Genomic DNA, 21,041 nt, shown 5'->3' on the forward strand with positions numbered 1-21,041 from the left:
ATGGCGAACCGCCAGCAGCCCAGCCGCATGCCGATCCACAAGTACGGACAGTACGACCAGGTCGACATCCCCGACCGCACCTGGCCCGACAACCGGATCACCGTCGCCCCCCGCTGGCTCTCCACCGACCTGCGTGACGGCAACCAGGCCCTGATCGACCCCATGTCGCCCGAGCGCAAGCGCCGGATGTTCGACCAGCTGGTCAAGATGGGCTACAAGGAGATCGAGGTCGGCTTCCCGGCCTCCGGCCAGACCGACTTCGACTTCGTGCGCTCGATCGTCGAGGAAGAGGGCGCGATCCCGGACGACGTCACCATCTCCGTACTGACCCAGGCCCGCGAGGACCTGATCGAGCGGACCGTGGAGTCCCTGAAGGGCGCCAAGCGGGCGACCGTCCACCTGTACAACGCCACGGCGCCCGTGTTCCGCCGGGTCGTCTTCCGCGGCTCCAAGGACGACATCAAGCAGATCGCCGTCGACGGCACCCGGCTGGTCGTCGAGTACGCCGAGAAGCTGCTGGGCCCCGAAACGGAGTTCGGCTACCAGTACAGCCCCGAGATCTTCACCGACACCGAGCTGGACTTCGCCCTGGAGGTCTGCGAAGCGGTCATGGACGTCTGGCAGCCCGGCCCGGGCCGCGAGATCATCCTGAACCTGCCGGCCACCGTCGAGCGCTCCACGCCGTCCACCCACGCCGACCGCTTCGAGTGGATGAGCCGCAACCTCTCCCGCCGCGAGCACGTCTGCGTCTCCGTCCACCCGCACAACGACCGCGGCACGGCCGTCGCCGCCGCCGAGCTGGCGCTGATGGCCGGCGCCGACCGCGTCGAGGGCTGTCTGTTCGGGCAGGGCGAGCGCACCGGCAACGTCGACCTGGTCACCCTGGGCATGAACCTGTTCTCCCAGGGCGTCGACCCGCAGATCGACTTCTCCGACATCGACGAGATCCGTCGTACGTGGGAGTACTGCAACCAGATGGAGGTCCACCCGCGCCACCCGTACGTGGGCGACCTGGTCTACACGTCCTTCTCCGGCTCCCACCAGGACGCCATCAAGAAGGGCTTCGACGCGATGGAGGCCGACGCGGCCGCCAAGGGTGTCACCGTCGACGACATCGAGTGGGCGGTCCCGTACCTGCCGATCGACCCGAAGGACGTCGGCCGCTCCTACGAGGCCGTCATCCGCGTCAACTCGCAGTCCGGCAAGGGCGGTATCGCGTACGTCCTGAAGAACGACCACAAGCTGGACCTGCCGCGCCGCATGCAGATCGAGTTCTCCAAGCTCATCCAGGCGAAGACGGACGCCGAGGGCGGCGAGGTCACCGGCGGCGCCATCTGGTCGGTCTTCCAGGACGAGTACCTGCCGAACCCGGAGAACCCCTGGGGCCGCATCCAGGTCCGCGCGGGCCAGTCCACGACCGACACCGACGGCGTCGACACCCTGACCGTCGAGGCCACGGTCGACGGCGAGGACACCGTCCTGACCGGCACCGGGAACGGTCCGATCTCGGCCTTCTTCAACGCCCTGGAGTCCGTCGGCATCGACGTACGCCTGCTGGACTACCAGGAGCACACGATGAGCGAGGGCGCCTCCGCGCAGGCCGCCTCCTACATCGAATGCGCGATCGACGACAAGATCCTGTGGGGGATCGGCATCGACGCGAACACGACGCGTGCGTCGCTGAAGGCGGTCGTCTCCGCCGTCAACCGCGCGACCCGCTGACCGGCCTGACCGGGACTTTCGGGGCCCTGACCGCTGTATACGGCGGTCGGGGTCCCGTCGTTTATCGGCCATCCCGCTGTGGAGGTCACGGGAAGGTCTCGTCCTGGGTGCTGACTACACCTCATGGATGTGGCTAACATCACGGAGGCGTGCGGCGATGTTGCCGCGGGGTTACGGAGGTGCGACGTGCTGCCAGAACGGGGACGTGACGGCCGTGTCACCGGGCTTGCCCGCATCCTGGGGACCCGCACCGCGTGGACGCCCGCGGGCGACGGTGAGTTCTTCTGTCCGGGCTGCGGAGGCGACCGCAACTACCAGCGGCTGACCGGCCACCGCCGCTTCACCCTCCTCGGCATGCCGGTCGTGCCACGCGGCGAGACCGGCCCGGTCGTCGAGTGCGCGGCCTGCCGCCGACACTTCGGCACCGACGTCCTCGACCACCCCACCACCATCCGCTTCTCGGCGATGCTCCGCGACGCCGTCCACACCGTCGCCCTCGCGGTCCTGTCCGCGGGCGGCACCTGTTCCCGTACGTCCCTGGAGACGGCGGTGGGCGCCGTGCGCGCGGCCGGCTTCACCGACTGCACGCAGGAACAGCTCGCCGCGCTCGTCGCCGCCGTCGCCTCCGACACCGGCCAGAACTACGGCGAACCGTACGGCGCGGGCCTCGCCATAGAGCTCCACGAGGCCCTCGACCCGCTCGCCCCGCACCTCGCCGCGGTCGGCCGCGAATCGATCCTGCTCCAGGGCGCCCGCATCGCCCTCGCGGACGGCCCGTACACCCCGGCCGAGCGAGAGGTCCTCACGACGGTGGGCGCGGCCCTGACGATCCGCGCGGAGGACGTGACCCGCCTGCTGGTCGAGGCCCGGACGCCGTCCTGATACTCCCCAGGGAGTAGTCCCCCCGCCCGGACACCCCCGGCAGTACTCCCGAACTCGCCCTCACGCGCGACGATCCGCCCCCCGCGTACCGGAAGTCTGGAGAGCGCAACCAGACAGCCGTGCCGAAGGGAGGGCCCGAATCATGGGGGCCGGAGATTTCATGGGGGCCGGGAAGGCGAAGAGCCGGCGCAGCGCCATCCCCTGGGTGGTGCTCGCACTGTGGGTGGGCGTGCTCGCCATCGCCTCGCCGTTCGCCGCCAAGCTCGCCGACGTACAGCACAACCGGGTCACCGACTACCTGCCGGCGAGCGCCGACTCGACCAGGGTCGCGAAGCTCCAGGAGCAGCTGCCCGGCGGTGAGAGCACCGAGCTGGTGCTGGTCTACCACCGCGACGGCGGCCTGACCGCCGCCGACCGGACGACGGCACAGGAGCAGGTCGCCCGGGTCGCCGGGGACCACGCGCTGACCGGAGCCCCGCGGGGCGTCCCGTCCGCCGACGGCGCCACGCTCATGTACCCGGTCGCCACCAACGAGCCCGGCACCGACGAGAAGAAGCGGGACGCCTTCGTCGAGGACGTGCGTGAAGTCGTCCACAGCGAGGGCGGGCTGAGCGTCGAGGTGGGCGGGACGGGCGCGCTGGCCACCGACGCGAGCAAGGTGTACGAGTCGCTCGGCGGACCGCTGCTCTACACGACCGTCGGTGTCGTCGCCGTCCTGCTGATCCTCATCTACCGCAGCCCGGTGCTGTGGCTGGTGCCGCTCGCCGTGGCCGGGATCGCCGACTACCTGTCCATGGGCGTCGCCTACGGCCTCAACCAGGGCTTCGGCACCTCGGTGTCCGGGCAGAGTTCGGGCATCATGACCATCCTCGTCTTCGGCGCGGGGACGGACTACGCCCTGTTGCTCGTCTCCCGCTACCGGGAGGAACTGCGGCGCGTGGAGCGGCCGTACGACGCCATGCGGGCCGCGCTGCGCGGCTGCGGCCCCGCCGTGCTGGCCTCCTCCGGCACCGTCGCCGCCGGGCTGCTGTGCCTGCTCGCCGCCGACCTCAACTCCAACCGGGGCATGGGACCGCTGGGCACGGTGGGCGTGCTGTGCGCGCTCGTCACGATGCTGACGCTGCTGCCCGCGCTCCTCGTCCTGCTGGGCCGCCGGGTGTTCTGGCCGCTGGTGCCCGCCTACGGCAGCACGCCCAAGGTTCGCCGGTCGCTGTTCGCCGCGATGGGCACCTCGGCCGGGCGGCGGCCGCGGACCGTCCTGGCGGCCGGCGCCGTCCTGCTCGGCGCCCTCGCGCTGGGCATGCTGAACCTGTCCGGTGCCGTCAAGCAGCAGGACTCCTTCGTCGACCGGCCCGAGTCGGTCGTCGCCATGAAGACCCTGGCCGAGGCCTTCCCGGAACAGTCCGCACAGTCCATCGAGGTGATGACCCCGGCCGGCCGGACCGAGGCCACACTCGCCGCGATCCGGGACACGGACGGCGTCGCCGACGTACGGCAGGGCCGTACCGGAGAAGGCTGGACGGAGATCATGGTGACCGCCGCCGCACCGCCGCAGTCCGCGGCCGAGACGGCGACCATCGAGGCACTCCGGGACAGCCTGACCGGCTCCTACGTCGGCGGGCCGAGCGCCCAGCAGATCGACCTGGTGGACACCAACGCCCGCGACCGGCTGGTCGTCGTGCCGCTCGTCCTCGTCTCCGTCCTGCTGATCCTGATCGCGCTGCTGCGGTCGCTCGTCGCGCCGCTGATGCTGGTGGCCGCCGTGGTCGCGGTGTGGGGTGCGGCGCTCGGCCTGGGCGGGCTGATGTTCGGGCCGGTGTTCGGCTTCGAGGGCACGGATCCGGGGCTGGGGCTGCTGTCCTTCGTGTTCCTGGTCGCCCTCGGCGTCGACTACGGCATCTTCCTCATGCACCGGATGCGGGAGGAGTCGATGCGCGGCGCCGATCCCGTCGCCGCGGCCCTGACCGCGCTGCGGACGACCGGCGGGGTCATCGCCTCCGCCGGCCTCGTCCTCGCCGCGACCTTCGCCGTGCTGACGAACATGGGGCTCGTCCAACTCGTCGAGCTGGGCTTCGTGATCGCGGTCGGGGTGCTGCTGGACACCTTCCTCGTCCGCACCTATCTCGTGACCAGCGCGAGCGTGGCGCTGGGCCGCAAGGTGTGGTGGCCGGGGCGGCTGTCGCGGGCGCCGGAGACGGCGCCGGAGCAGCCGGGCCGGCCGGAGCGGCAGACGGAGCCGGTGTGAGCCGCTCGCCGACCGACGGGGCGTCCCTCCTCTCCCGGAGGGGCGCCCCCGTGCCGCAGGATGAACCCGTGCAGGAGACCACGACGGCAACGGTGCGGCCCCGTCCGGGCGAGCGGATCATGGCGGCGATCAACCGCGACCCCCGCACCGCCCCGCACGGCACCCGCAACGACGTACTGCTGGCCTTGACGACGGCCGCCCTGTCCACGGCCCTCGCCCTGATCGGCGGCGACGGGCCCCGGCCCGACGCGCTCGGCTGGACGCTGCTGCTCACCGCGAACGTGCCCCTGGCCTGGCGCCGCCGCAGTCCGCTGCTGGTGCTGATCGCGGTGGCGGCCTGCGTCGCCCCGTACCACGCACTGGACTACAACCACGTCGCGCCCCTTCCCGCGACCATGGTGGCGCTCTACACGGTCGCGGCGACCGGCACGGTACGCCAGACACTGATCACCGGGGGCGCCATCCTCGGCCCGACACTGATCCTCAACTTCCTCGGCAACCCGGAAAAGGCGCTGGAGTTCCTGCGGATCTCCGGCTGGATCATCGCCATCCTCTTCTGCGGCATCGACGTCCGCTACTACCGCCGCTATGTCGCCGCCATCGTCGAGCGCGCCGAGCGCGCCGAACGCACCCGGGAGGAGGAGGCCCGCCGCCGCGTCGCCGAGGAACGCCTGCGTATCGCCCGTGACCTGCACGACCTCCTCGCGCACACCATCACCCTGATCGGTGTGCAGACCTCCGTCGCCGCGCACGTCCTTGCCGCCGACCCCGACCGCCTGGACCGCGCGGCCGTCGCCAAGGCCCTCGACGACATCGCCGGGACCTGCCGCAGCGCGCGCGGCGAACTCCGTACGACACTGGAGGTGTTGCGCGACCTCGGCGCATCCGACGCCCGGGGTTCGCTCCCCGGTCTGCACGGTCTGTCCGATCTCGCGCAGACGGCCCGTGCGGCCGGTGCGCGGGTCGAACTGACGGTACGGTCCGGGGAGGTACCGCCCGCGGTCGGCGCGGCCGCCTACCGGATCGTCCAGGAGGCACTGACGAACGCGGTGCGGCACGGCGGCCGGGGCGGCGGACCCGACGACCCGACGGCGGGGGTCGGGGTCCGGGTCCGGGTGTACGAGGAGCAGGACGCCCTGCGGCTCAGGGTGACGGACGACGGAGCGGGCGTGGACACGGGGGGAGACGGCGGCATGGGGGGAGGCGGCGCGGGGGGAGGCGGCCGTGCGGCTGAAGGCGGTCGTGCGCCCGGTTTCGGGATCGTCGGGATGCGGGAGCGGGCGCGCAGCGTCGGCGGCTCGCTGCGGGCCGGACCGCGCGACGACGGGAAGGGCTTCGAAGTGAGCGCCGTACTGCCGCACGGGAAGGACCGATGAAGCCGCTCAGAGTGCTGCTCGCGGACGACCAGACCCTCGTGCGGGAGGCGTTCGCGATGCTCGTCGAGTCGGCGCCGGACATGCGGGTGATCGGGCAGGCCGGTACCGGCCGGGAGACGGTGGCGCTGGCCCGCGGTGAACGCCCCGACCTGGTGGTGATGGACATCCGCATGCCTGACCTCGACGGCATCGAGGCGACCCGGCTGATCGCCGCCGACGAGGAGTTGGCCGGGGTACGCGTCCTCGTTCTGACCACGTACGACACCGACGAGAACATCGTCGAGGCGCTGCGTGCGGGGGCGGCCGGCTTCCTCGTGAAGGACACCCGGCCCGCCGAGCTCCTCGACGCCATCCGCACGGTCGCCGCCGGCGAGGCGCTGCTGTCGCCGGGGCCCACCGCCCGGCTGATCGCCCGGTTCCTGCGCGGCCCCTCCGGACCGCCCACGGCGGGCGGCCCGGAGTGTCTCTCCGAACGGGAGTGCGAGGTGCTGGCCCTGGTGGCCCGTGGCCTGACCAACGCCGGGATCGCCGAGGAGCTGGGTCTCAGCCCGCTCACCGCGAAGACCCACGTCAGCCGGATCATGGGCAAGCTGGGCGCCCGGGACCGGGCCCAACTCGTCATCGTGGCCTACGAGTCGGGGCTGGTCACGCCGGGGCCGAGCGCGCCCTAGGGCAGCGTGCGCTGGTACGTCCCGTCCTGGTCGGAGTCGTAGACCAGCTTGCCGGAGCCGTCGTAGCCCTTGACGTGCGGGGCCAGCGTGACCTGCTGGTTCAGCTGACCGGCGACGGCGAACCAGCCGTGGTCCAGGGTCGCGGTCACGGGACCGCCGTCGCCGTAGGACACGGTCACCTTGGCCACCGACGCCTCGACGGTGCCGATCATTCCCCACCTGAACGGCAGCTTCCACCTGCCCTTGTCCATGAACGACTGCTGGTACAACTGCTCGCCGTTGCTGTCGACCACGACCGGGCCCGTGCCCGGCACCCCGGTGTCGATCGTGCCGGCGCTGATGCCCGAGGCCACACCGTCCTTGATGGAGCAGACCACCCAGCGGCCCGCGGACCGCTTCTCCACCGCGGTGACGTAGATTCCGTCGCCGGGGGAGTTGGAGTCTCCGGTGCTCCTGATCGCCAGGATGATCCGGTAGTTCTCGGCCTCGCCCAGATCCGCGGCGCTCCCGGGCGGCCCGCCCTCGGCGGCCAGGCACTTCTTCAGCCCGTCCGCCGCCTGCGCGAAGGTGATCCCGTCGAGCAACTGCCCGCCGGTGGCCGGCTGCGCGGGCCCGGCCGCCGTGCCGCCCGCGGTCGCCCGCGGGCTCCCGGCCGGGCTGTGCGGGGCGCTGACCGACGGCTTCGGTGCCGCCGTGTCCGCGCCCCGCTCCCCGTTCCCCCCGGCCACGGCGTACGCCCCCACGGGCACCGCGGCCAGCGTCATCAACGCCGCCCCGGCCATCGCCACACGCCGCCGCCGCTCGGCCAGTCCACGCCGTCGGATCGCCGGATACGGCGCCGACGAGGGCTGGATGGTGTACGCGTCCTCGGCGAGCAGTTCACGCATCCGCTCCTCGAACCCGAAGTCCCCCTGGTTCACCCGCTCTCCCGCCCCGTTCACCTGCTGCCTCCCTGAACCTGACCCTGAATCGGAACGTGACTGTGGCCCTCACCCCGAGGGCCCTGACCCGGCCCCCGACCACCGGACACCGTGCGGTCGGCGGCCAGCCCCGGATACCTGCGCAACTTCGCGAGCCCCTTCGACGCCTGGCTCTTGACCGTGCCGGGGGAGCAGCCGAGCACGTCGGCCACCTCCGCCTCGGACAGGTCCTCCCAGTACCTCAGGACCACCACTGCCCGTTGCTTCGGCGGTAGTTGGGCCAACCCGGCCAGCAGGGAGCCGCGCTCCTCCACCCGCCCCGCACCCTCGTCGCGCCCCGCCCGCTCCGGCGGCGCCGCGGTCAGCGCCTCGGCGACCCGCCGCTTGCGGAACCGGTCACTGTTGCAACTGACCAGCATCCGCCGCACATACGCCTCCGGGTTGTCGGTGCGCGAGATCCGCCGCCACGACCGGTACGCCTTGGCCAGCGCGGTCTGCGTCAGGTCCTCCGCGTGGTGGACGTCCCCCGTGAGCAGATACGCGGTCCGTACGAGCCGGGACCACCGGGCTCTGACGAACTCCTGGAACCGGTCTTCTTGTTCGGCCTGCATCAAGCACCCTCCTCGCCCTCCAGACCACCGGTTGCGCCGAATCGGTTGCCCGTCCCCCGTGACCGCGTTCGAATGGGGAGATGAGAAACGACGCGTGGGTCTGGCGTGAGGGTGACCCCGGGGTGCTCCTGCTGCCGTCGGGCCGCCTGATCCGCGGCCGCGGCCTGCGCCGCCCGCTCGACCGTACGGCCCCCACCCCCGCGTACGGCGTCTATCTCCTCGGCGCGCGGCCCCCACGGCCGCCCTGGGAGTCCCGCTGGCTCCGCTGGCCCGACTTCCGCCTCCCGAGCGACCGCGCGCAGGCCCGTGCGACCCTCACCGAGGCGTGGCGCCGCGCTGCCGACGAACGCGTGGAGATCGCCTGCGCCGGCGGCCGCGGCCGCACCGGAACGGCCCTGGCCTGCGTGGCGGTCCTGGACGGCGTACCGGCGGCCGAGGCGGTGGACTACGTCCGCCGCCACTACGACCGACGCGCGGTGGAGACGCCCTGGCAGCGCCGGTATGTGCAGGGGTTCGGGGAGCTCACCGAGTGAGCTTCACGGGGTGAGTCTTACAGGGTGAGCGTCATGAGGAGACGGTCCTCGCCCGGGCCGAAGTAGTCCGCGCGGGGCCCGCCGGGATCCGGGACGAAGCCCAGGGAGCGGTACAACGCGATGGCCGAATCGTTGCGCGGCTCCACGGAGAGCCGGACGGAATGGGTGCCCTTCGTCCGTAGCAGGCCGAGCAGTTTCGTCATCAGCTGCCGGCCGAGACCCTTTCCGCGCAGCCCGGGGGTGATGGCGAGGCTGAGAACCCAGCTCTGCGCGTCGTTCGGCGAGGTCGCGAGCACGTATCCGTAGAGGTCCGTGCCGTCGTCCACGACGTACACGAGGCCGGCGCAGGCGGCGATGAGCTGGCGCAGGACGAAGTAGGGGTAGGGGCCGTGAGGGAACGCGTCGGCATCGAGGCGCACGATATGGGGTAGATCCGCCTCGGTGACCGCTCTGATCCGTAAGGGTCTTTCTCCGGACATCTGGCTCATTATCGAACCGGTGCCCGACGGAAAACGATCTCCGGGAAGAGGAGTCATACCGTCCCCTTGTGAATGTCGACAAATCGAATTGCAGCCAGTGCGATTTGCGTACCTGATCTCCATCATTGCTCTGTGCACCCACTCCTTCAAGACCCATGCGTCCTGCTACGCTGAATCATGACCTCGGTACCGCCCACAGCTGACCAAAAGCTGAATGATGACGTGCTCTGGGACGACTTCGATCCCGGCGTGTACATCAGCCACAATTACCTCGAGATGCAGGCCGTGGACGAGGAGATCCTCTCCCATGTGCGCGATCACTTCAGTGATCACTTCCGAGGACGTGGGCGAGTGGCTTCCGGTATCGATGTCGGCGCCGGACCCAATCTCTATCCGGCCCTTGCCATGCTTCCCTGGTGCGACCGGATCACGCTGCTGGAGCGGTCCTCCCGGAATCTGGAGTATCTCCGGAGGCAGTGCCCCGACTACGCGCCCCACTGGGATCAGTTCTGGAACGTCCTGTGCAAGGACGAGGCATATGCCACGCTCGGCATGACGCCCCGGGTCCGCTTCAAGGAGGCCGTCCAGCAACCCGAGTCGGGCAGTCTCTTCGATCTCTGCGCCGATACGCGGCGCTGGGACCTCGGCACGATGTTCTTCGTCGCCGAGTCCATCACCACCTCGCTCGCCGAATTCCGGCGAGGGGTGGGGTGTTTCATGAACGCCCTGAATTCTGGTGCGCCATTCGCCGCCGCGTTCATGGAACATTCCGAAGGGTATCGCGTCGGTTCTCACGAATTTCCCGCCCGGGATATCGACGAATCCGAAGTCCGGGCGGTTCTCGGCGGTTACGCGGACCATGTGGAGATTCACCGCACGGCCAATCCGAAGCAGCTCGTACGGGACGGCTACACGGGTATGATCCTGGCCTGCGGGCAACGTAAAGAGCGGCGCGACGAATAAGATGTCGGAGTTCTTTCACATGGTGATGGGCCTGTGCGAGGGGAATGGGCATGCAGATCAAGCCGAGACAGAACCTGCTCGAGGTGTGGCAGGCCATCGCTCGTCATTCTTTCGACAACGGAGAATGGCAATGGGGTGAATGGGGCGGCCGCAGCAGCGTCGCCGACGCGGAGCGCCTGCTATGCCTTCTGTACCCCGCCACCGAAATCGAACCGTTCCGTCTGGACGACCCCGACACCACTCAGCTGGACGTGGAGAGGGCCCTCAGGAACGCGGGTGACTCCAGCGAGATTCCCATGAACCTCCTGGAGATCCTCGGCGACTTCATGGAGAACCACCGCGGCGAGGAGAGTCCGACCTTCGCCGGCGGCTACTACTTCGCCCCGGAGAACCCGGAGCACGAACTCTCCAAGGAGCAGGAGGAAGTGGGAGTCGTCGACTCCTACTCCATGTCGATCACGCTCTGCCTGGCCACCCTCGGCTTCCTCAAGGTGTACCGGGGCAAGACCCAGCGGGCCAGCACCCTCGCCCGCATCGACAAGCTGAAAGAGGCGACCAGCGCCCGCCTGACCGCGGCCATGGTGAGCCTGCTGCGCTCCTTCACCGTCAACGTCGTCGACATCGCCTCCGACCAGGGGCAGGCGCTCGCGCGGCTGCTCGGCCGGGGCCGGCTGTCCGACCGGCAGGTCCTGCAACGCTTCCAGGACCGGTTCAAGTCGCTGCGCGCCCTCATCAGCGAGAGCGTCACCCTCGGCCTGGACACCGATGTCGCCGACCAACTCCGCAACGAGAACCGGCTGTTCGAGTGCGGCTGGGCCTGGAGCCTGGTGAAGGACGCCCCCGAGGTCGAGGTCGAGGCGCAGACCGCCCAGGACATCGGCAAGCAGCCCCAGGGCGTCGCCCACGCCGTGCCGTACCTGTACTTCACCGTCGTCGCCCTCGACGGCATCCCCGACCTGTCCTCCGAGCGCACCCTCGTCCTCGGCCTGCTCACCGCCGAACAGCAGAAGCTGGCCGACGCGCTGCGGCTGCGCTGGGAGATCACCCAGCAGTACTGGTCGGGCATCGCCCGCTTCGACGCCGCCACCTGGCCGCTGGAGGAGATCCCCTGGCGCACCACGCTCCAGCAGCTGGAGTCCGAGTACTTCTCCCTGTCCGTGGCCTCGATCCTCGTCCACGACCTGCTGCGCCGCCGTGCCACCGACGACGACCTCACCCGCACCGTCGCCGTCATGGAACGCCTCGCCGAACGCGGCCGCATCACGAGCCGCACGGCCCGTGAGGACCCGGCGATCGGCCTGCACAACCCCGGCGTCACCCTCCCGCTGCTGGGCAGTGAGGAGATCGGCCCGGCCATGAAGTGGACGATGGGCGACTTCTCCGCGCAGCTGCTCAAGCGGACGGTCCAACTGTGCGCACTGTCCCGGAACATCGGCTCGCAGGACCGTCTGCTCGCGCTCGCCGAGAACATCCTCGACCACCTCTGGGCGCGTCGCGTCAGTGACGGCGAGGGTGTCGGCCTGTGGGACAACGTGCACGCCGTGTACCCCGAATCGCCGGTCCGCACAGGACCGTTGTCCTGGAGCATCACCGAGCGGGTCACCGAGTGCATGGTGGCCGCGCACGCCCTCTACGCGCAGGATCCGATCCGCAGCTCCGAGATGACCGCCCTGGCCCAGGCGGCGCTCAGCGAGGCAGCCCACCTGTTCGGCAAGGAGCAGCTGGAGCAGCCCGCTCCCGCCCCCAAGAGTCCCCAGGGAGAAGAGATCAAGGGCATCGAGGCCGATCTGCGTCGCGCCCGTCAGCTCGTCGACAAACAGCCCGGCACCGCCCACGCGCTCGCCCTCGGCGTCCTCGCCCGGCTCTACGCCCTGGCCCGCGCCCGGGGCGCAGACGCCCGGGGGGTGTGAAGGTGCTCGTCTTCGCCGCCTCCGACAAGGGAGGCACCGGCCGGTCCGTCACCAGCGCCAACCTCGCGTATCACCGCGCGCTGGACGGGGACGACGTCTGCTACCTGGACTTCGACTTCGGCTCGCCCACCGCCGCCGCCGTGTTCGACCTGCCCGACGTCCTCTCCGAGGCCGAGGGGCGCGGACTGCACTCGTATCTGAAGGGCAAGACGGGCGAGCCGCTGCGGGTCGACGTCTGGGCGCGCACCGAGCACCCCGTGCTGCGCGGCAGGCCCGGTGGCTCCGGGCGGCTGGTACTGCTGCCCGGCGACCGCACGGCCGGTGAATTCGTCACCGACGAGGAGAACCTGCACCGTTGTGTGGATCTCGTCCTTCGGTTGAAACGCGAATTCGACGTCATCATCATCGACCTGAGCGCCGGACGCAGTTATGCGATGGACCTGGCACTCGCCGCCACCTCGCCCCGAGGCGGACTCGGCCGCCTCAAGAACCGCTGGCTCGTCTATCACCGGTGGACCCGCCAGCACGTCATGGCGGCGGCCGAACTCGTATTCGGGAAACAGGGGATAGTGCAAGCCGGTACGGCCATCGGACACGACCCCGACGTGCTGGGCGGCGCCATCAGGTTCGTCCGCGCCGCGGTGCCCGATCTCGAGTCGCCGTTGTGGTCCCAGGTGTCGCCCGCGCAGTACGCGTGGATGCGGCAGTGCGACAAGGAACTCGAGGAACTCGCGGCCGGCCGAGGCATCGGCAGAACCCGGGTGCTGGCGTCCATTCCGCTGGAACCCGTCCTCCAGTGGCAGGAACGCCTCATCACCGACGAGGACGTGCACGACCGCCGGATCGCCAACAACGAGACCTGGCAGGCCATCGGGGATCTCGCGCAGCGGCTGACCGACGACAAGTTCTGGGGGCAGTTGTGAACGGGCCGGGCACCGTTTTCCGGGAGAGCAGCGCCGACCCGCGCACCGAATCCGTGCCCTTCTCCCATCTCTCCCTGGAATTAGGCCACTTGTACATGGAGGACTTCGCTAAGGGGGCGGCACGGCTGCGCCGCCACTTCGCCGGCGTACGGCCCTGGGTGGAGGCCGCGCGGGCCGGTCTGGGCCCGCTGCCGCCGGGCCGCCGGCCCCGGATCAGCACCTGCTTCCTGATCGACGACTACTTCTCCCGGCTGGCCACCCCCGCCGAGCTGATCCCGCCCCTGCTGGCGGCGGCGGCCGAGGCCGGGCTGACCATCGACTACCTGGCCCGCGAGTCGGGCTGCGCCGGCCCCGCCCCCGGCCCCGGCGGCTCCGACCACCGCGACCGGGCCCGACCGGCCGAGTCCGTCCTGCACCGGCTGGTGGAGTCACCGCCGCCCGGCAGCAACGGCTTCCGTCCGCCCGTCGGCCGCACCGGCTGGCTCACCAACGGCCGCCGCACCCCCTCCCAGCGGACCTCGGCCGCCCTGGACGCCACCGGCGTCTGGCAGCCGCCGAGCGAGACCGAGGCCCGCGGCCACTCCGTGTTCCTGGACGTCGAACTGTGGAACGGGCCCGAGGACGCGCGCACCTGGTCCTGCGCCTTCCTGGCGTCCGTCTGGCAGCTGGTCCGGCTCGGGCTGCTGCGGGACAACGGCGCGGCCGTGCTCACCCCCACCCGCTGGCAGGGTGCGGAGTTCCCGGCCGAGTGGGACGCGCTGCCGCCCGTCCTCCAGCTCAACCCCGCCGCGACGCCCTTCACCGCCTACGTCACGTGCAGCGTCCTGCCGACCCGGTTCCTGCCCGTCGAGCACGCCGTACACGTCATCCTCGACCAGGTCCACGTGGAGGCCGAGGCGCTCCAGCAGGTCGCCGCGCGGTCCGCCGGTGAGGGCTTCACCGTGCCCGCGGGGGTCGTGGACCGCACGTCCTACGTGTTCCCGCCGGGGTTGTGACATGAGCGGCCTGGGCACGACCGCCGGTCCCGCCCTCATCTGCGGTGAGGTGCGGACCTGCCTGCTGCCCACCCGCAGGGCGGTGGACGAGCGGACGGCCGTGCTGCTGCTGCGGCTGCGCGCCGACGAACCCGTCCGGACCTCGCGGCGCCCCAACCGGCACGCCCTCTCCCCGGACGTCCTCACCGGCGTCGACTGCCGGCTGCCCACCGCCACCGGGGCCAAGGTCCGCGCGGTCGGCACGGTGGCCGCGCACGCGGGGCTCGTCGAGGGCCGCGTCCTGCAGTCGACGGCGTACTTCTCCGCCCCGGCCACCGGGCCCGACCGGCGCCGGCCCTGGGGGTACTACCTGGTCCGGCCCGGTTCGCTGGTCCCGGTCGGCAGGCTGCCCGAGAAGTCCGTCACCGAGGGCTTCCTGACCGGAGATCAACAGGACCGGCTGGACGTCGGTTCGATCGCCGAGTCCCTGCTGGCGAGGATCTCCCGCAGGCACGACCTCCTGGACCACGACGCTCCGCTCACCACCACCGACACCAGCCTGCGCTGGACCGCGTCACCGGCCGACGACGGCGAGCCGGCGTCGGCCCTCTTCACCGAACTCGGCTCGGGGCGGCGGATCGTCGAGCTGCGGCTGCCGCGCGGGACCACCCCCGTGGCGGCGGCCACGCTGTGCGAGGACCTCGCCCTGCACGACTGGCTGCTGACGACCGTCGGCGACAAGCTCGACGGCCTGCCGCCCGGCTCCGAGAACCAGGCGGCCGCGATGAAGGTGCTGCGTCCGCTCGTCGACCATCTGCTGCACCTGTGGATGCCCCAGGCGCGCCTGGACCGGGCCCTGAGCCCGCCCTGGGAGGAGCTGGAGCGCCACCCGGGGTTCAGCAGGCAGTGGAACACCATGGCACAGCGCATCCGGGACCAGCTGGCACTGCAGAACCTCGTCCGGGGTGAGGTGCCTGCCCTGTCCTGACGGCAACACGACAGCTTTTCGCGCAGCATCCCGACGGGGGGAGACAGAGAGATGCATGCACCGACGAACCCGAACTTCCGGGGCGACCGGATCCGGGACGCCGAGGGCGCCCGGCACGTGACGCAGAAGATCCTGATCACCGTGGTGACGGGTGGCGGCGTCTACCTGCTCACCAATGTCGTCGGACCGTCCGAGGAGGACGGCCCGTGGCAGCTCGTGCTGTCCGTGCTGTGCGGCGGCATCGTGCTGATCGTGCAGTTCCTGGCGTCCTTCGTCAGCCAGCTGGGCGATCTCAGGGAGTCGGTCGACAAGCGGTTCGCCGACATAGGCGAGGCGACGAAGCTCTTCACCGAGGTGGAGAAGCTGCGCGGCGACGGGGTGCCCCGGCTCGCCGAGCACGCCACCAAGGTCGTGGCCATGGGGCCCGACATCCTGCACGAGTTCGCGCATACGGAGATCGACCGTCTCGCCGCGCAGATGGAGGACTTCACCAACCTCAGCGCCGAGTGCGCGGGCGAGAACCACGACTGGCTCCTGACCCTCACCAAGTGCGCCAGGACGAGCATCGACGCCATCAGCACCACCGTCGTCGACGACGGGTTCTGGAACACCGAGCCGGCCGGACGCTATCTGACCGCCCAGCGCGAGGCGATCCTCGAACGGCAGATCTCGGTCCGGCGCCTGTTCATCGTGAAGCGGCCCGAGGAACTGGCCGCCCTGGAACCGATCTGCGCGGAGCAGCGGGAGATGGGCATCCAGGTCCAGGTGGTGGCCCTGGAGGAACTCCCGCTGTACCTGCGCCGCGGCAAGATGATCGACTGCATCGTCTTCGACGGGGTGCTGTCGTACGAGATCCACGCGGACCAGCTCAGCGTGAACACCTCGACGACGGTGAACGCCCGGGCCGACGAGGTCCAGCCCCTGATCCGCCGGTTCGACCAGCTGTGGGAGGCCGCCGCCCCGGGCACTTCCCCGAACGGCGTTCCCGACAGCGTCCGGCTGCGGCCCGACGGATCCTAGGGCCTGTGGCCTGTGGTGAGGCCTGCGGGCTGTGGGTTGTGGGCTGAGGCCTTCTCCGGCCCTAGCCCAGTGTCTCCGCCAGCACCCCCGCCGTCTTCACGATCAGTTCGTTGTCGTAGGCCGCCTCCCGGTCCGGCTTGGTGAGTTGGACGACCAGGACGACGGGGGCGCCGTCCGGGGTCCACGCGATTCCGGCGTCGTTGTTCGCGCCGTACCAGCCGCCGCCGGTCTTGTCGGCGACCGTCCAGGTCGGGGGGAGTCCGGCGCGGAACCGGTTGGCGCTGGTGATCGTGCCGAGCATCCAGTCGGTCAGGCGTCGGCGGTCGGCCGGGGCCAGCGCGTCGCCGAGGACGAGCCGGGCATAGGTGCGGCCGATCGCGTACGGGGTGGTGGTGTCCGTGACCCGGTCCGGTTCGGCCGAGTTGAGGTCCGGCTCCCAGCGGTCGAGGCGGGTGACGCGGTCGCCGACGGAGCGGGCGAAGCGGGTGATCGCCGTGGGGCCGCCCAGCTCGCGCAGGAGCAGGTTGCCGGCCGTGTTGTCGCTGCGCTGGATCGCCGCGGCGGACAGTTCGGCGATCGTCATGCCGTCGGCCACATGGTCCTGGGTGACGGGGGAGTTCTCCACCACATCCGTCGACGTCCAGAAGACGCGGCGGTCCAGTGTTCCCTCGGGCAGGTCCCGCAGGACGGCCGCGACCGCCAGGGTCTTGAACAGGGAGCAGACCGGGAAGCGTTCGTCGGCCCGGTAGCGGACCGAGCACCCGGTGCGGACGTTGTACGCGAACACGCCGAGACGGGCGCCGTGCGCGGCTTCGAGGTCGCGCAGGCGGTCGGTGACGGGGTCCGTGGCGGCCCCGGCGGGGCCCGCGGTGAGCAGGACGGCCGTGGTGGCCGCGCCGGCCGTCAGCAGGGTGCGGCGGGAGGGCCTGGGGGAAAGGTGCGAGCTTAAGATCGTTCTCTCCGTCCGTCGAGGATCATGGTCTCCTCTGTCACGGACGTCACTCCGCTCCCATTGGTTGCGCCGTCGATTGCGCCGTCCCTGGTCGTGGGCGCCCCGTCCGAGGGATCGTGGCGGGCGGGCACACCGCTCCCGCGGCGTAGGCGAGAATGGGCGCATGAGCCTGTTCCGCGACGACGGCATCGTGCCCCCCACCCGCCGGCCGGGTGCGGCGGACCGCGGCATGCCGCACCCCCGGCAGGCCGCTCCCGGCGGTGCCCGATGAGTCTCTTCCGGGACGACGGCATCGTCCTGCGGACCCAGAAACTCGGCGAGGCCGACCGCATCATCACGCTGCTCACGCGCGGGCACGGGCGGGTGCGGGCCGTGGCACGGGGGGTACGGCGGACGAAGTCCAAGTTCGGCGCCCGCCTCGAACCCTTCTCCCACGTCGACGTGCAGTTCTTCGCGCGGGGCAGCAGCGAACTGGTCGGACGCGGGCTGCCGCTGTGCACGCAGAGCGAGATCATCGCTCCCTACGGTGGCGGGATCGTGACCGACTACGCCCGCTACACCGCCGGGACGGCCATGCTGGAGACCGCCGAGCGGTTCACCGACCACGAGGGCGAACCGGCCGTCCAGCAGTACCTGCTGCTCGTCGGGGCGCTGCGCACCCTGGCCCGCGGGGAGCACGCCCCGCACCTCGTCCTCGACGCGTTCCTGCTGCGGTCGCTGGCCGTCAACGGATACGCGCCGAGCTTCGGCGACTGCGCCAAGTGCGGAATGCCGGGACCCAACCGGTTCTTCTCCGTCGCGGCCGGTGGCTCCGTCTGCGTCGACTGCCGGGTGGCCGGCAGCGTCGTACCCTCGCCACAGACCCTGGTCCTGCTGGGCGCGCTGCTCACGGGAGACTGGGAGACGGCGGACGCGTGCGAGGCGCGGTACGTCCGGGAGGGCAGCGGGCTGGTGTCCGCCTATCTGCACTGGCACCTGGAGCGCGGGCTGCGCTCACTCAGGTACGTAGAGAAATAAGCAAGCGAGAATCAGAGGAGACGAGAGGCACATGGTGGTACGCGGGTTCCTGGGGCGGCAGCGTCGTGAGTACCGGACGCCGGAGCCGCACCCGTCCGGCGCGCGCCCGCCGAAGCTCCCGGGCGAGCTGGTCCCCGAGCATGTGGCGATCGTCATGGACGGCAACGGCCGCTGGGCCAAGGAGCGCGGGCTGCCGCGCACCGAGGGGCACAAGGTCGGCGCCGAACAGGTCCTCGACGTGCTGCAGGGCGCGGTCGAGATGGGCGTGCGCAACATCTCGCTGTACGCCTTCTCCACCGAGAACTGGAAGCGCTCGCCCGACGAGGTCCGCTTCCTGATGAACTTCAACCGCGACTTCATCCGCAAGACCCGCGACCAGCTCGACGAGCTCGGCATCCGGGTGCGCTGGGTGGGCCGGATGCCCAAGCTGTGGAAGTCGGTCGCCAAGGAGCTCCAGGTCGCCCAGGAGCAGACCAAGGACAACGACCGTCTCACCCTGTACTTCTGCATGAACTACGGCGGCCGGGCGGAGATCGCGGACGCGGCGCAGGCGCTCGCCGAGGATGTGAAGGCGGGCCGGCTCGACCCGTCGAAGGTCAACGAGAAGACCCTCGCGAAGTACCTGTACTACCCGGACATGCCGGACGTCGACCTGTTCCTGCGGCCGAGCGGCGAGCAGCGCACCTCCAACTACCTGCTCTGGCAGAGCGCGTACGCGGAGCTGGTCTTCCAGGACGTCCTGTGGCCCGACTTCGACCGCCGCGACCTGTGGCGGGCGTGCGTCGAGTTCGCGTCCCGGGACCGTCGCTTCGGCGGCGCGGTCACGAATGAGGAACTCTTGGCCATGGAGGGGAAGACTCCGGACCAGGAGGCCACCTCCTAGCCTCCGTGCGTTCACCCGGCCCGTCGACGCTGCGGGAGATCAGTCCGACTCCGGTCTCCCGCTCGCTGAAACGGCCCGCACATGAACCGCGTCACCCCCGCCCTCGCCACCGCCCTCGGCGCGCTGGTGCTCACCGCGCTGCCCGCCCACGCCGCCGACTCCGGCACACACCTCGCGCACCGCGACAGCTACGGCACGAAGGCCACCTACGCGCCCGAGCAGAGCGCACGCTCCTACCAGCGGCCGCCGGCCGGCTTCACCCCCGTCTTCACGGAGAACGTCTCCCGGCACGGCTCCCGCTCCGCCACCGACAGAGAGGACGGCGACCTGATCCTCGCCCTCTGGGACAAGGCCGAGGCCGCGGGCCAGCTCACCGGCAAGGGCGAGGAGTTCGGCCCGAAGGTGCGCGCCCTCCAGGCAGCCATGGCGAAGGTCGGCTACGGCAACCTGAGCGGTCTCGGCAAGGAGGAGATCCAGGACACGGCCGCCCGCACGGCAGCCCGGCTGCCCTCCCTCTTCGCCGGGATCGCGCGCGACGGCGAGAAGATCGACGTCGTCAGCTCCGGCCAGGGCCGGGCCACCGACAGCGCTGATCTGTACGCGGGCGCCCTCGCCGACGCCGAGCCGGCCCTCGGGCCGCTGATCGGCGCGACCCGCACCGACAAGGACCTGCTCTACTTCCACAAGGCCGACGGCGGCGCGGCCTACCGCGACTACCTCGCGCACGACCAGCGCCTCGCGGACACCCTGGCGAAGATCACCGACCAGCCGAAGACCCACCGGGCCGCGTACAGCGTCCTGCGGCGCCTGTTCAAGGCCGCCTTCGTCGATCAGCTCGCCGACGCCGACCGGGTCGCCGCGGCCCAGGCGGTCTACAACCTGTACGCCATCGCCCCCGCGATGAGCGAGGAGAGTCCGGGCGGTGAGGGCTGGGGGATGCAGCGGTACCTCTCCACCTCCGACGCCGCCTGGTTCGGGTACCTGAGCGACGCCGAGGACTTCTACGAGAAGGGTCCCGGCTTCGCCGACAGCGACATCACGTACAAGATGGCGGACGTCCTGCTCGACGACTTCTTCCGGCAGGTGGAGGCCAAGCGGTCCGGTACCGGCAACCTGGGCGCCGAACTCCGCTTCACCCACGCCGAGGAGATCATCCCGCTGGCCGCCCTGATGGGCCTGCCCGGCAGCACGAAGCCGGTCACCGCCACCCGGCCGTACACCTACGCCTCGAACCCGTGGCGCGGCGCCGACGTGGCCCCCCTCGCCTCGAACATCCAGTGGGACGTCTACGAGAAGAACGGCCGGTTCCTGGTCCGCATGCTCTACAACGAGCAGGAGACGCCCTTCAAGGCCGCCTGCACCCCGATGGCCAAGGGCAGCAAGTTCTACGACCTGGACGAACTGGAACGCTGCTTCGACCGCAGCTGAGTGTCTTCAGCCCGTCCGGCGCTTGAGGACGAGGCCCGTTCAGGGCCGACAGCGGGGGTCCGGGGGCGCAGCCCCCGGGGTCCGGTCACCCCACCCGACCCGCACCGCACAACCGCTCAGCCGCCGGCGGCACCCGCGCAGTCGGAACAGGTGCCGAAGATCTCCACCGTGTGGGCCACGTTGACGTAGCCGTGTTCCGCGGCGATGGCCTCGGCCCACTTCTCCACCGCCGGGCCCTCCACCTCCACGGCCTTGCCGCAGACGCGGCAGACGAGGTGGTGGTGGTGCTCGCCGGTGGAGCACCGGCGGTACACCGACTCGCCGTCCGAGGTGCGCAGGACGTCGACCTCGCCCGCGTCGGCGAGGGACTGGAGGGTGCGGTAGACCGTGGTCAGACCCACCGAGTCGCCCTTGTGCTTGAGCATGTCGTGCAGATCCTGGGCGCTGCGGAACTCGTCGACCTCGTCGAGCGCCGCCGCCACGGCGGCACGCTGCCGGGTGGAACGGCCCTTCACGGGCGGTCCAGCGGTTGTCACCGTTGCCT

20 protein-coding genes are annotated in these 21,041 nt (G+C 70.9%); 15 read left to right on the forward strand and 5 right to left on the reverse strand.

The genetic code is table 11. The features are described from left to right. The 5 genes from leuA (at position 1) to OHU34_RS28075 (ending at position 6,896) form a co-directional block, all read left to right on the forward strand. The gene (gene leuA, locus OHU34_RS28055; RefSeq protein WP_020127718.1) at positions 1–1,722 is read left to right on the forward strand and encodes a 2-isopropylmalate synthase; all 1,722 of its coding nucleotides are present in this window, start codon (positions 1–3) and stop codon (positions 1,720–1,722) included. A 186-nt stretch (positions 1,723–1,908) separates the two neighbouring features. Then, positions 1,909–2,604: a TerB family tellurite resistance protein gene (locus OHU34_RS28060; protein ID WP_142264242.1), complete on the forward strand. Its 696-nt coding sequence runs from the start codon at positions 1,909–1,911 to the stop codon at positions 2,602–2,604. A gap of 160 nt (positions 2,605–2,764) precedes the next feature. Continuing rightward, positions 2,765–4,849 carry an MMPL family transporter gene (locus OHU34_RS28065; RefSeq protein ID WP_142267824.1) on the forward strand — a complete coding sequence of 695 codons (2,085 nt, stop codon included), beginning with the start codon at positions 2,765–2,767 and terminating at the stop codon, positions 4,847–4,849. 68 nt (positions 4,850–4,917) lie between these two features. Continuing rightward, entirely contained in the window at positions 4,918–6,225 is a 1,308-nt protein-coding gene (locus OHU34_RS28070; protein WP_200839677.1) for a sensor histidine kinase, read from the forward strand. Continuing rightward, positions 6,222–6,896 (forward strand): response regulator transcription factor, encoded by a 675-nt coding sequence (locus OHU34_RS28075; protein WP_028806493.1) that lies wholly within the window; start codon positions 6,222–6,224, stop codon positions 6,894–6,896. The genes OHU34_RS28070 and OHU34_RS28075 overlap by 4 nt, the downstream gene beginning before the upstream one ends. On the opposite strand, the gene OHU34_RS28080 is transcribed toward OHU34_RS28075, so the two are convergent. After that, positions 6,893–7,837, reverse strand: a complete 945-nt coding sequence (locus OHU34_RS28080; protein WP_235034494.1) for a hypothetical protein — start codon at positions 7,835–7,837, stop codon at positions 6,893–6,895. The two genes, OHU34_RS28075 and OHU34_RS28080, sit on opposite strands and share 4 nt — an antisense overlap. Then, positions 7,834–8,427: a SigE family RNA polymerase sigma factor gene (locus tag OHU34_RS28085; RefSeq protein ID WP_142264240.1), complete on the reverse strand. Its 594-nt coding sequence runs from the start codon at positions 8,425–8,427 to the stop codon at positions 7,834–7,836. The genes OHU34_RS28080 and OHU34_RS28085 overlap by 4 nt, the downstream gene beginning before the upstream one ends. Positions 8,428–8,507: 80 nt before the next feature. On the opposite strand from OHU34_RS28085, the gene OHU34_RS28090 reads away from it, so the two are divergent. After that, positions 8,508–8,960, forward strand: a complete 453-nt coding sequence (locus tag OHU34_RS28090; RefSeq protein ID WP_142264239.1) for a protein phosphatase — start codon at positions 8,508–8,510, stop codon at positions 8,958–8,960. Positions 8,961–8,977: 17 nt separating this feature from the next. Here OHU34_RS28090 and OHU34_RS28095 read toward each other — a convergent pair whose 3' ends face one another. Then, a complete protein-coding gene (locus OHU34_RS28095) occupies positions 8,978–9,439 on the reverse strand; it encodes a GNAT family N-acetyltransferase (protein ID WP_142264238.1) in 462 nt (153 codons plus the stop codon). Positions 9,440–9,616: 177 nt separating this feature from the next. Between OHU34_RS28095 and OHU34_RS28100 the strand changes: the two genes are divergently transcribed. From OHU34_RS28100 to OHU34_RS28125, 6 genes are read left to right on the forward strand one after another with little or no spacing between them, the layout of a single operon-like run. Next, positions 9,617–10,402, forward strand: a complete 786-nt coding sequence (locus OHU34_RS28100; protein WP_230195772.1) for an SCO2525 family SAM-dependent methyltransferase — start codon at positions 9,617–9,619, stop codon at positions 10,400–10,402. 50 nt (positions 10,403–10,452) lie between these two features. Continuing rightward, positions 10,453–12,312, forward strand: a complete 1,860-nt coding sequence (locus OHU34_RS28105; protein WP_142264237.1) for an SCO2524 family protein — start codon at positions 10,453–10,455, stop codon at positions 12,310–12,312. A gap of 2 nt (positions 12,313–12,314) precedes the next feature. Beyond that, positions 12,315–13,235, forward strand: a complete 921-nt coding sequence (locus OHU34_RS28110; RefSeq protein WP_028806490.1) for an SCO2523 family variant P-loop protein — start codon at positions 12,315–12,317, stop codon at positions 13,233–13,235. Next, complete coding sequence (locus OHU34_RS28115; protein WP_405768865.1) at positions 13,232–14,230, forward strand: SCO2522 family protein; 999 nt, start codon at positions 13,232–13,234, stop codon at positions 14,228–14,230. Before OHU34_RS28110 ends, OHU34_RS28115 begins: the two co-directional genes overlap by 4 nt. Before the next feature lies 1 nt (position 14,231). Beyond that, positions 14,232–15,197, forward strand: a complete 966-nt coding sequence (locus tag OHU34_RS28120) for an SCO2521 family protein (protein ID WP_142264235.1) — start codon at positions 14,232–14,234, stop codon at positions 15,195–15,197. 51 nt (positions 15,198–15,248) lie between these two features. After that, a complete protein-coding gene (locus OHU34_RS28125) occupies positions 15,249–16,217 on the forward strand; it encodes a hypothetical protein (RefSeq protein ID WP_142264234.1) in 969 nt (322 codons plus the stop codon). 61 nt (positions 16,218–16,278) lie between these two features. Here OHU34_RS28125 and bla read toward each other — a convergent pair whose 3' ends face one another. Continuing rightward, a complete protein-coding gene (gene bla, locus OHU34_RS28130; RefSeq protein WP_230195810.1) occupies positions 16,279–17,169 on the reverse strand; it encodes a class A beta-lactamase in 891 nt (296 codons plus the stop codon). A 267-nt stretch (positions 17,170–17,436) separates the two neighbouring features. On the opposite strand from bla, the gene recO reads away from it, so the two are divergent. From recO to OHU34_RS28145, 3 genes are all read left to right on the forward strand, one after another. Further along, on the forward strand, positions 17,437–18,186 hold the full coding sequence (gene recO / locus OHU34_RS28135; protein WP_020127703.1) for a DNA repair protein RecO: 750 nt from the start codon (positions 17,437–17,439) through the stop codon (positions 18,184–18,186). A gap of 31 nt (positions 18,187–18,217) precedes the next feature. After that, complete coding sequence (locus tag OHU34_RS28140) at positions 18,218–19,069, forward strand: isoprenyl transferase (RefSeq protein ID WP_020127702.1); 852 nt, start codon at positions 18,218–18,220, stop codon at positions 19,067–19,069. An 81-nt stretch (positions 19,070–19,150) separates the two neighbouring features. Next, positions 19,151–20,497, forward strand: coding sequence for a histidine-type phosphatase (locus tag OHU34_RS28145; RefSeq protein ID WP_405768868.1), 1,347 nt, complete (start codon positions 19,151–19,153; stop codon positions 20,495–20,497). Positions 20,498–20,613: 116 nt separating this feature from the next. Here the strand turns inward: OHU34_RS28145 and OHU34_RS28150 are convergent, their stop codons facing one another. Then, positions 20,614–21,033, reverse strand: coding sequence for a Fur family transcriptional regulator (locus OHU34_RS28150; RefSeq protein WP_142264231.1), 420 nt, complete (start codon positions 21,031–21,033; stop codon positions 20,614–20,616). Between the last annotated feature and the right edge of the window lie 8 nt (positions 21,034–21,041).

Source organism: Streptomyces sp. NBC_00080, assembly GCF_045041255.1.
Classification (GTDB): Bacteria; Actinomycetota; Actinomycetes; order Streptomycetales; family Streptomycetaceae; genus Streptomyces; species Streptomyces coriariae.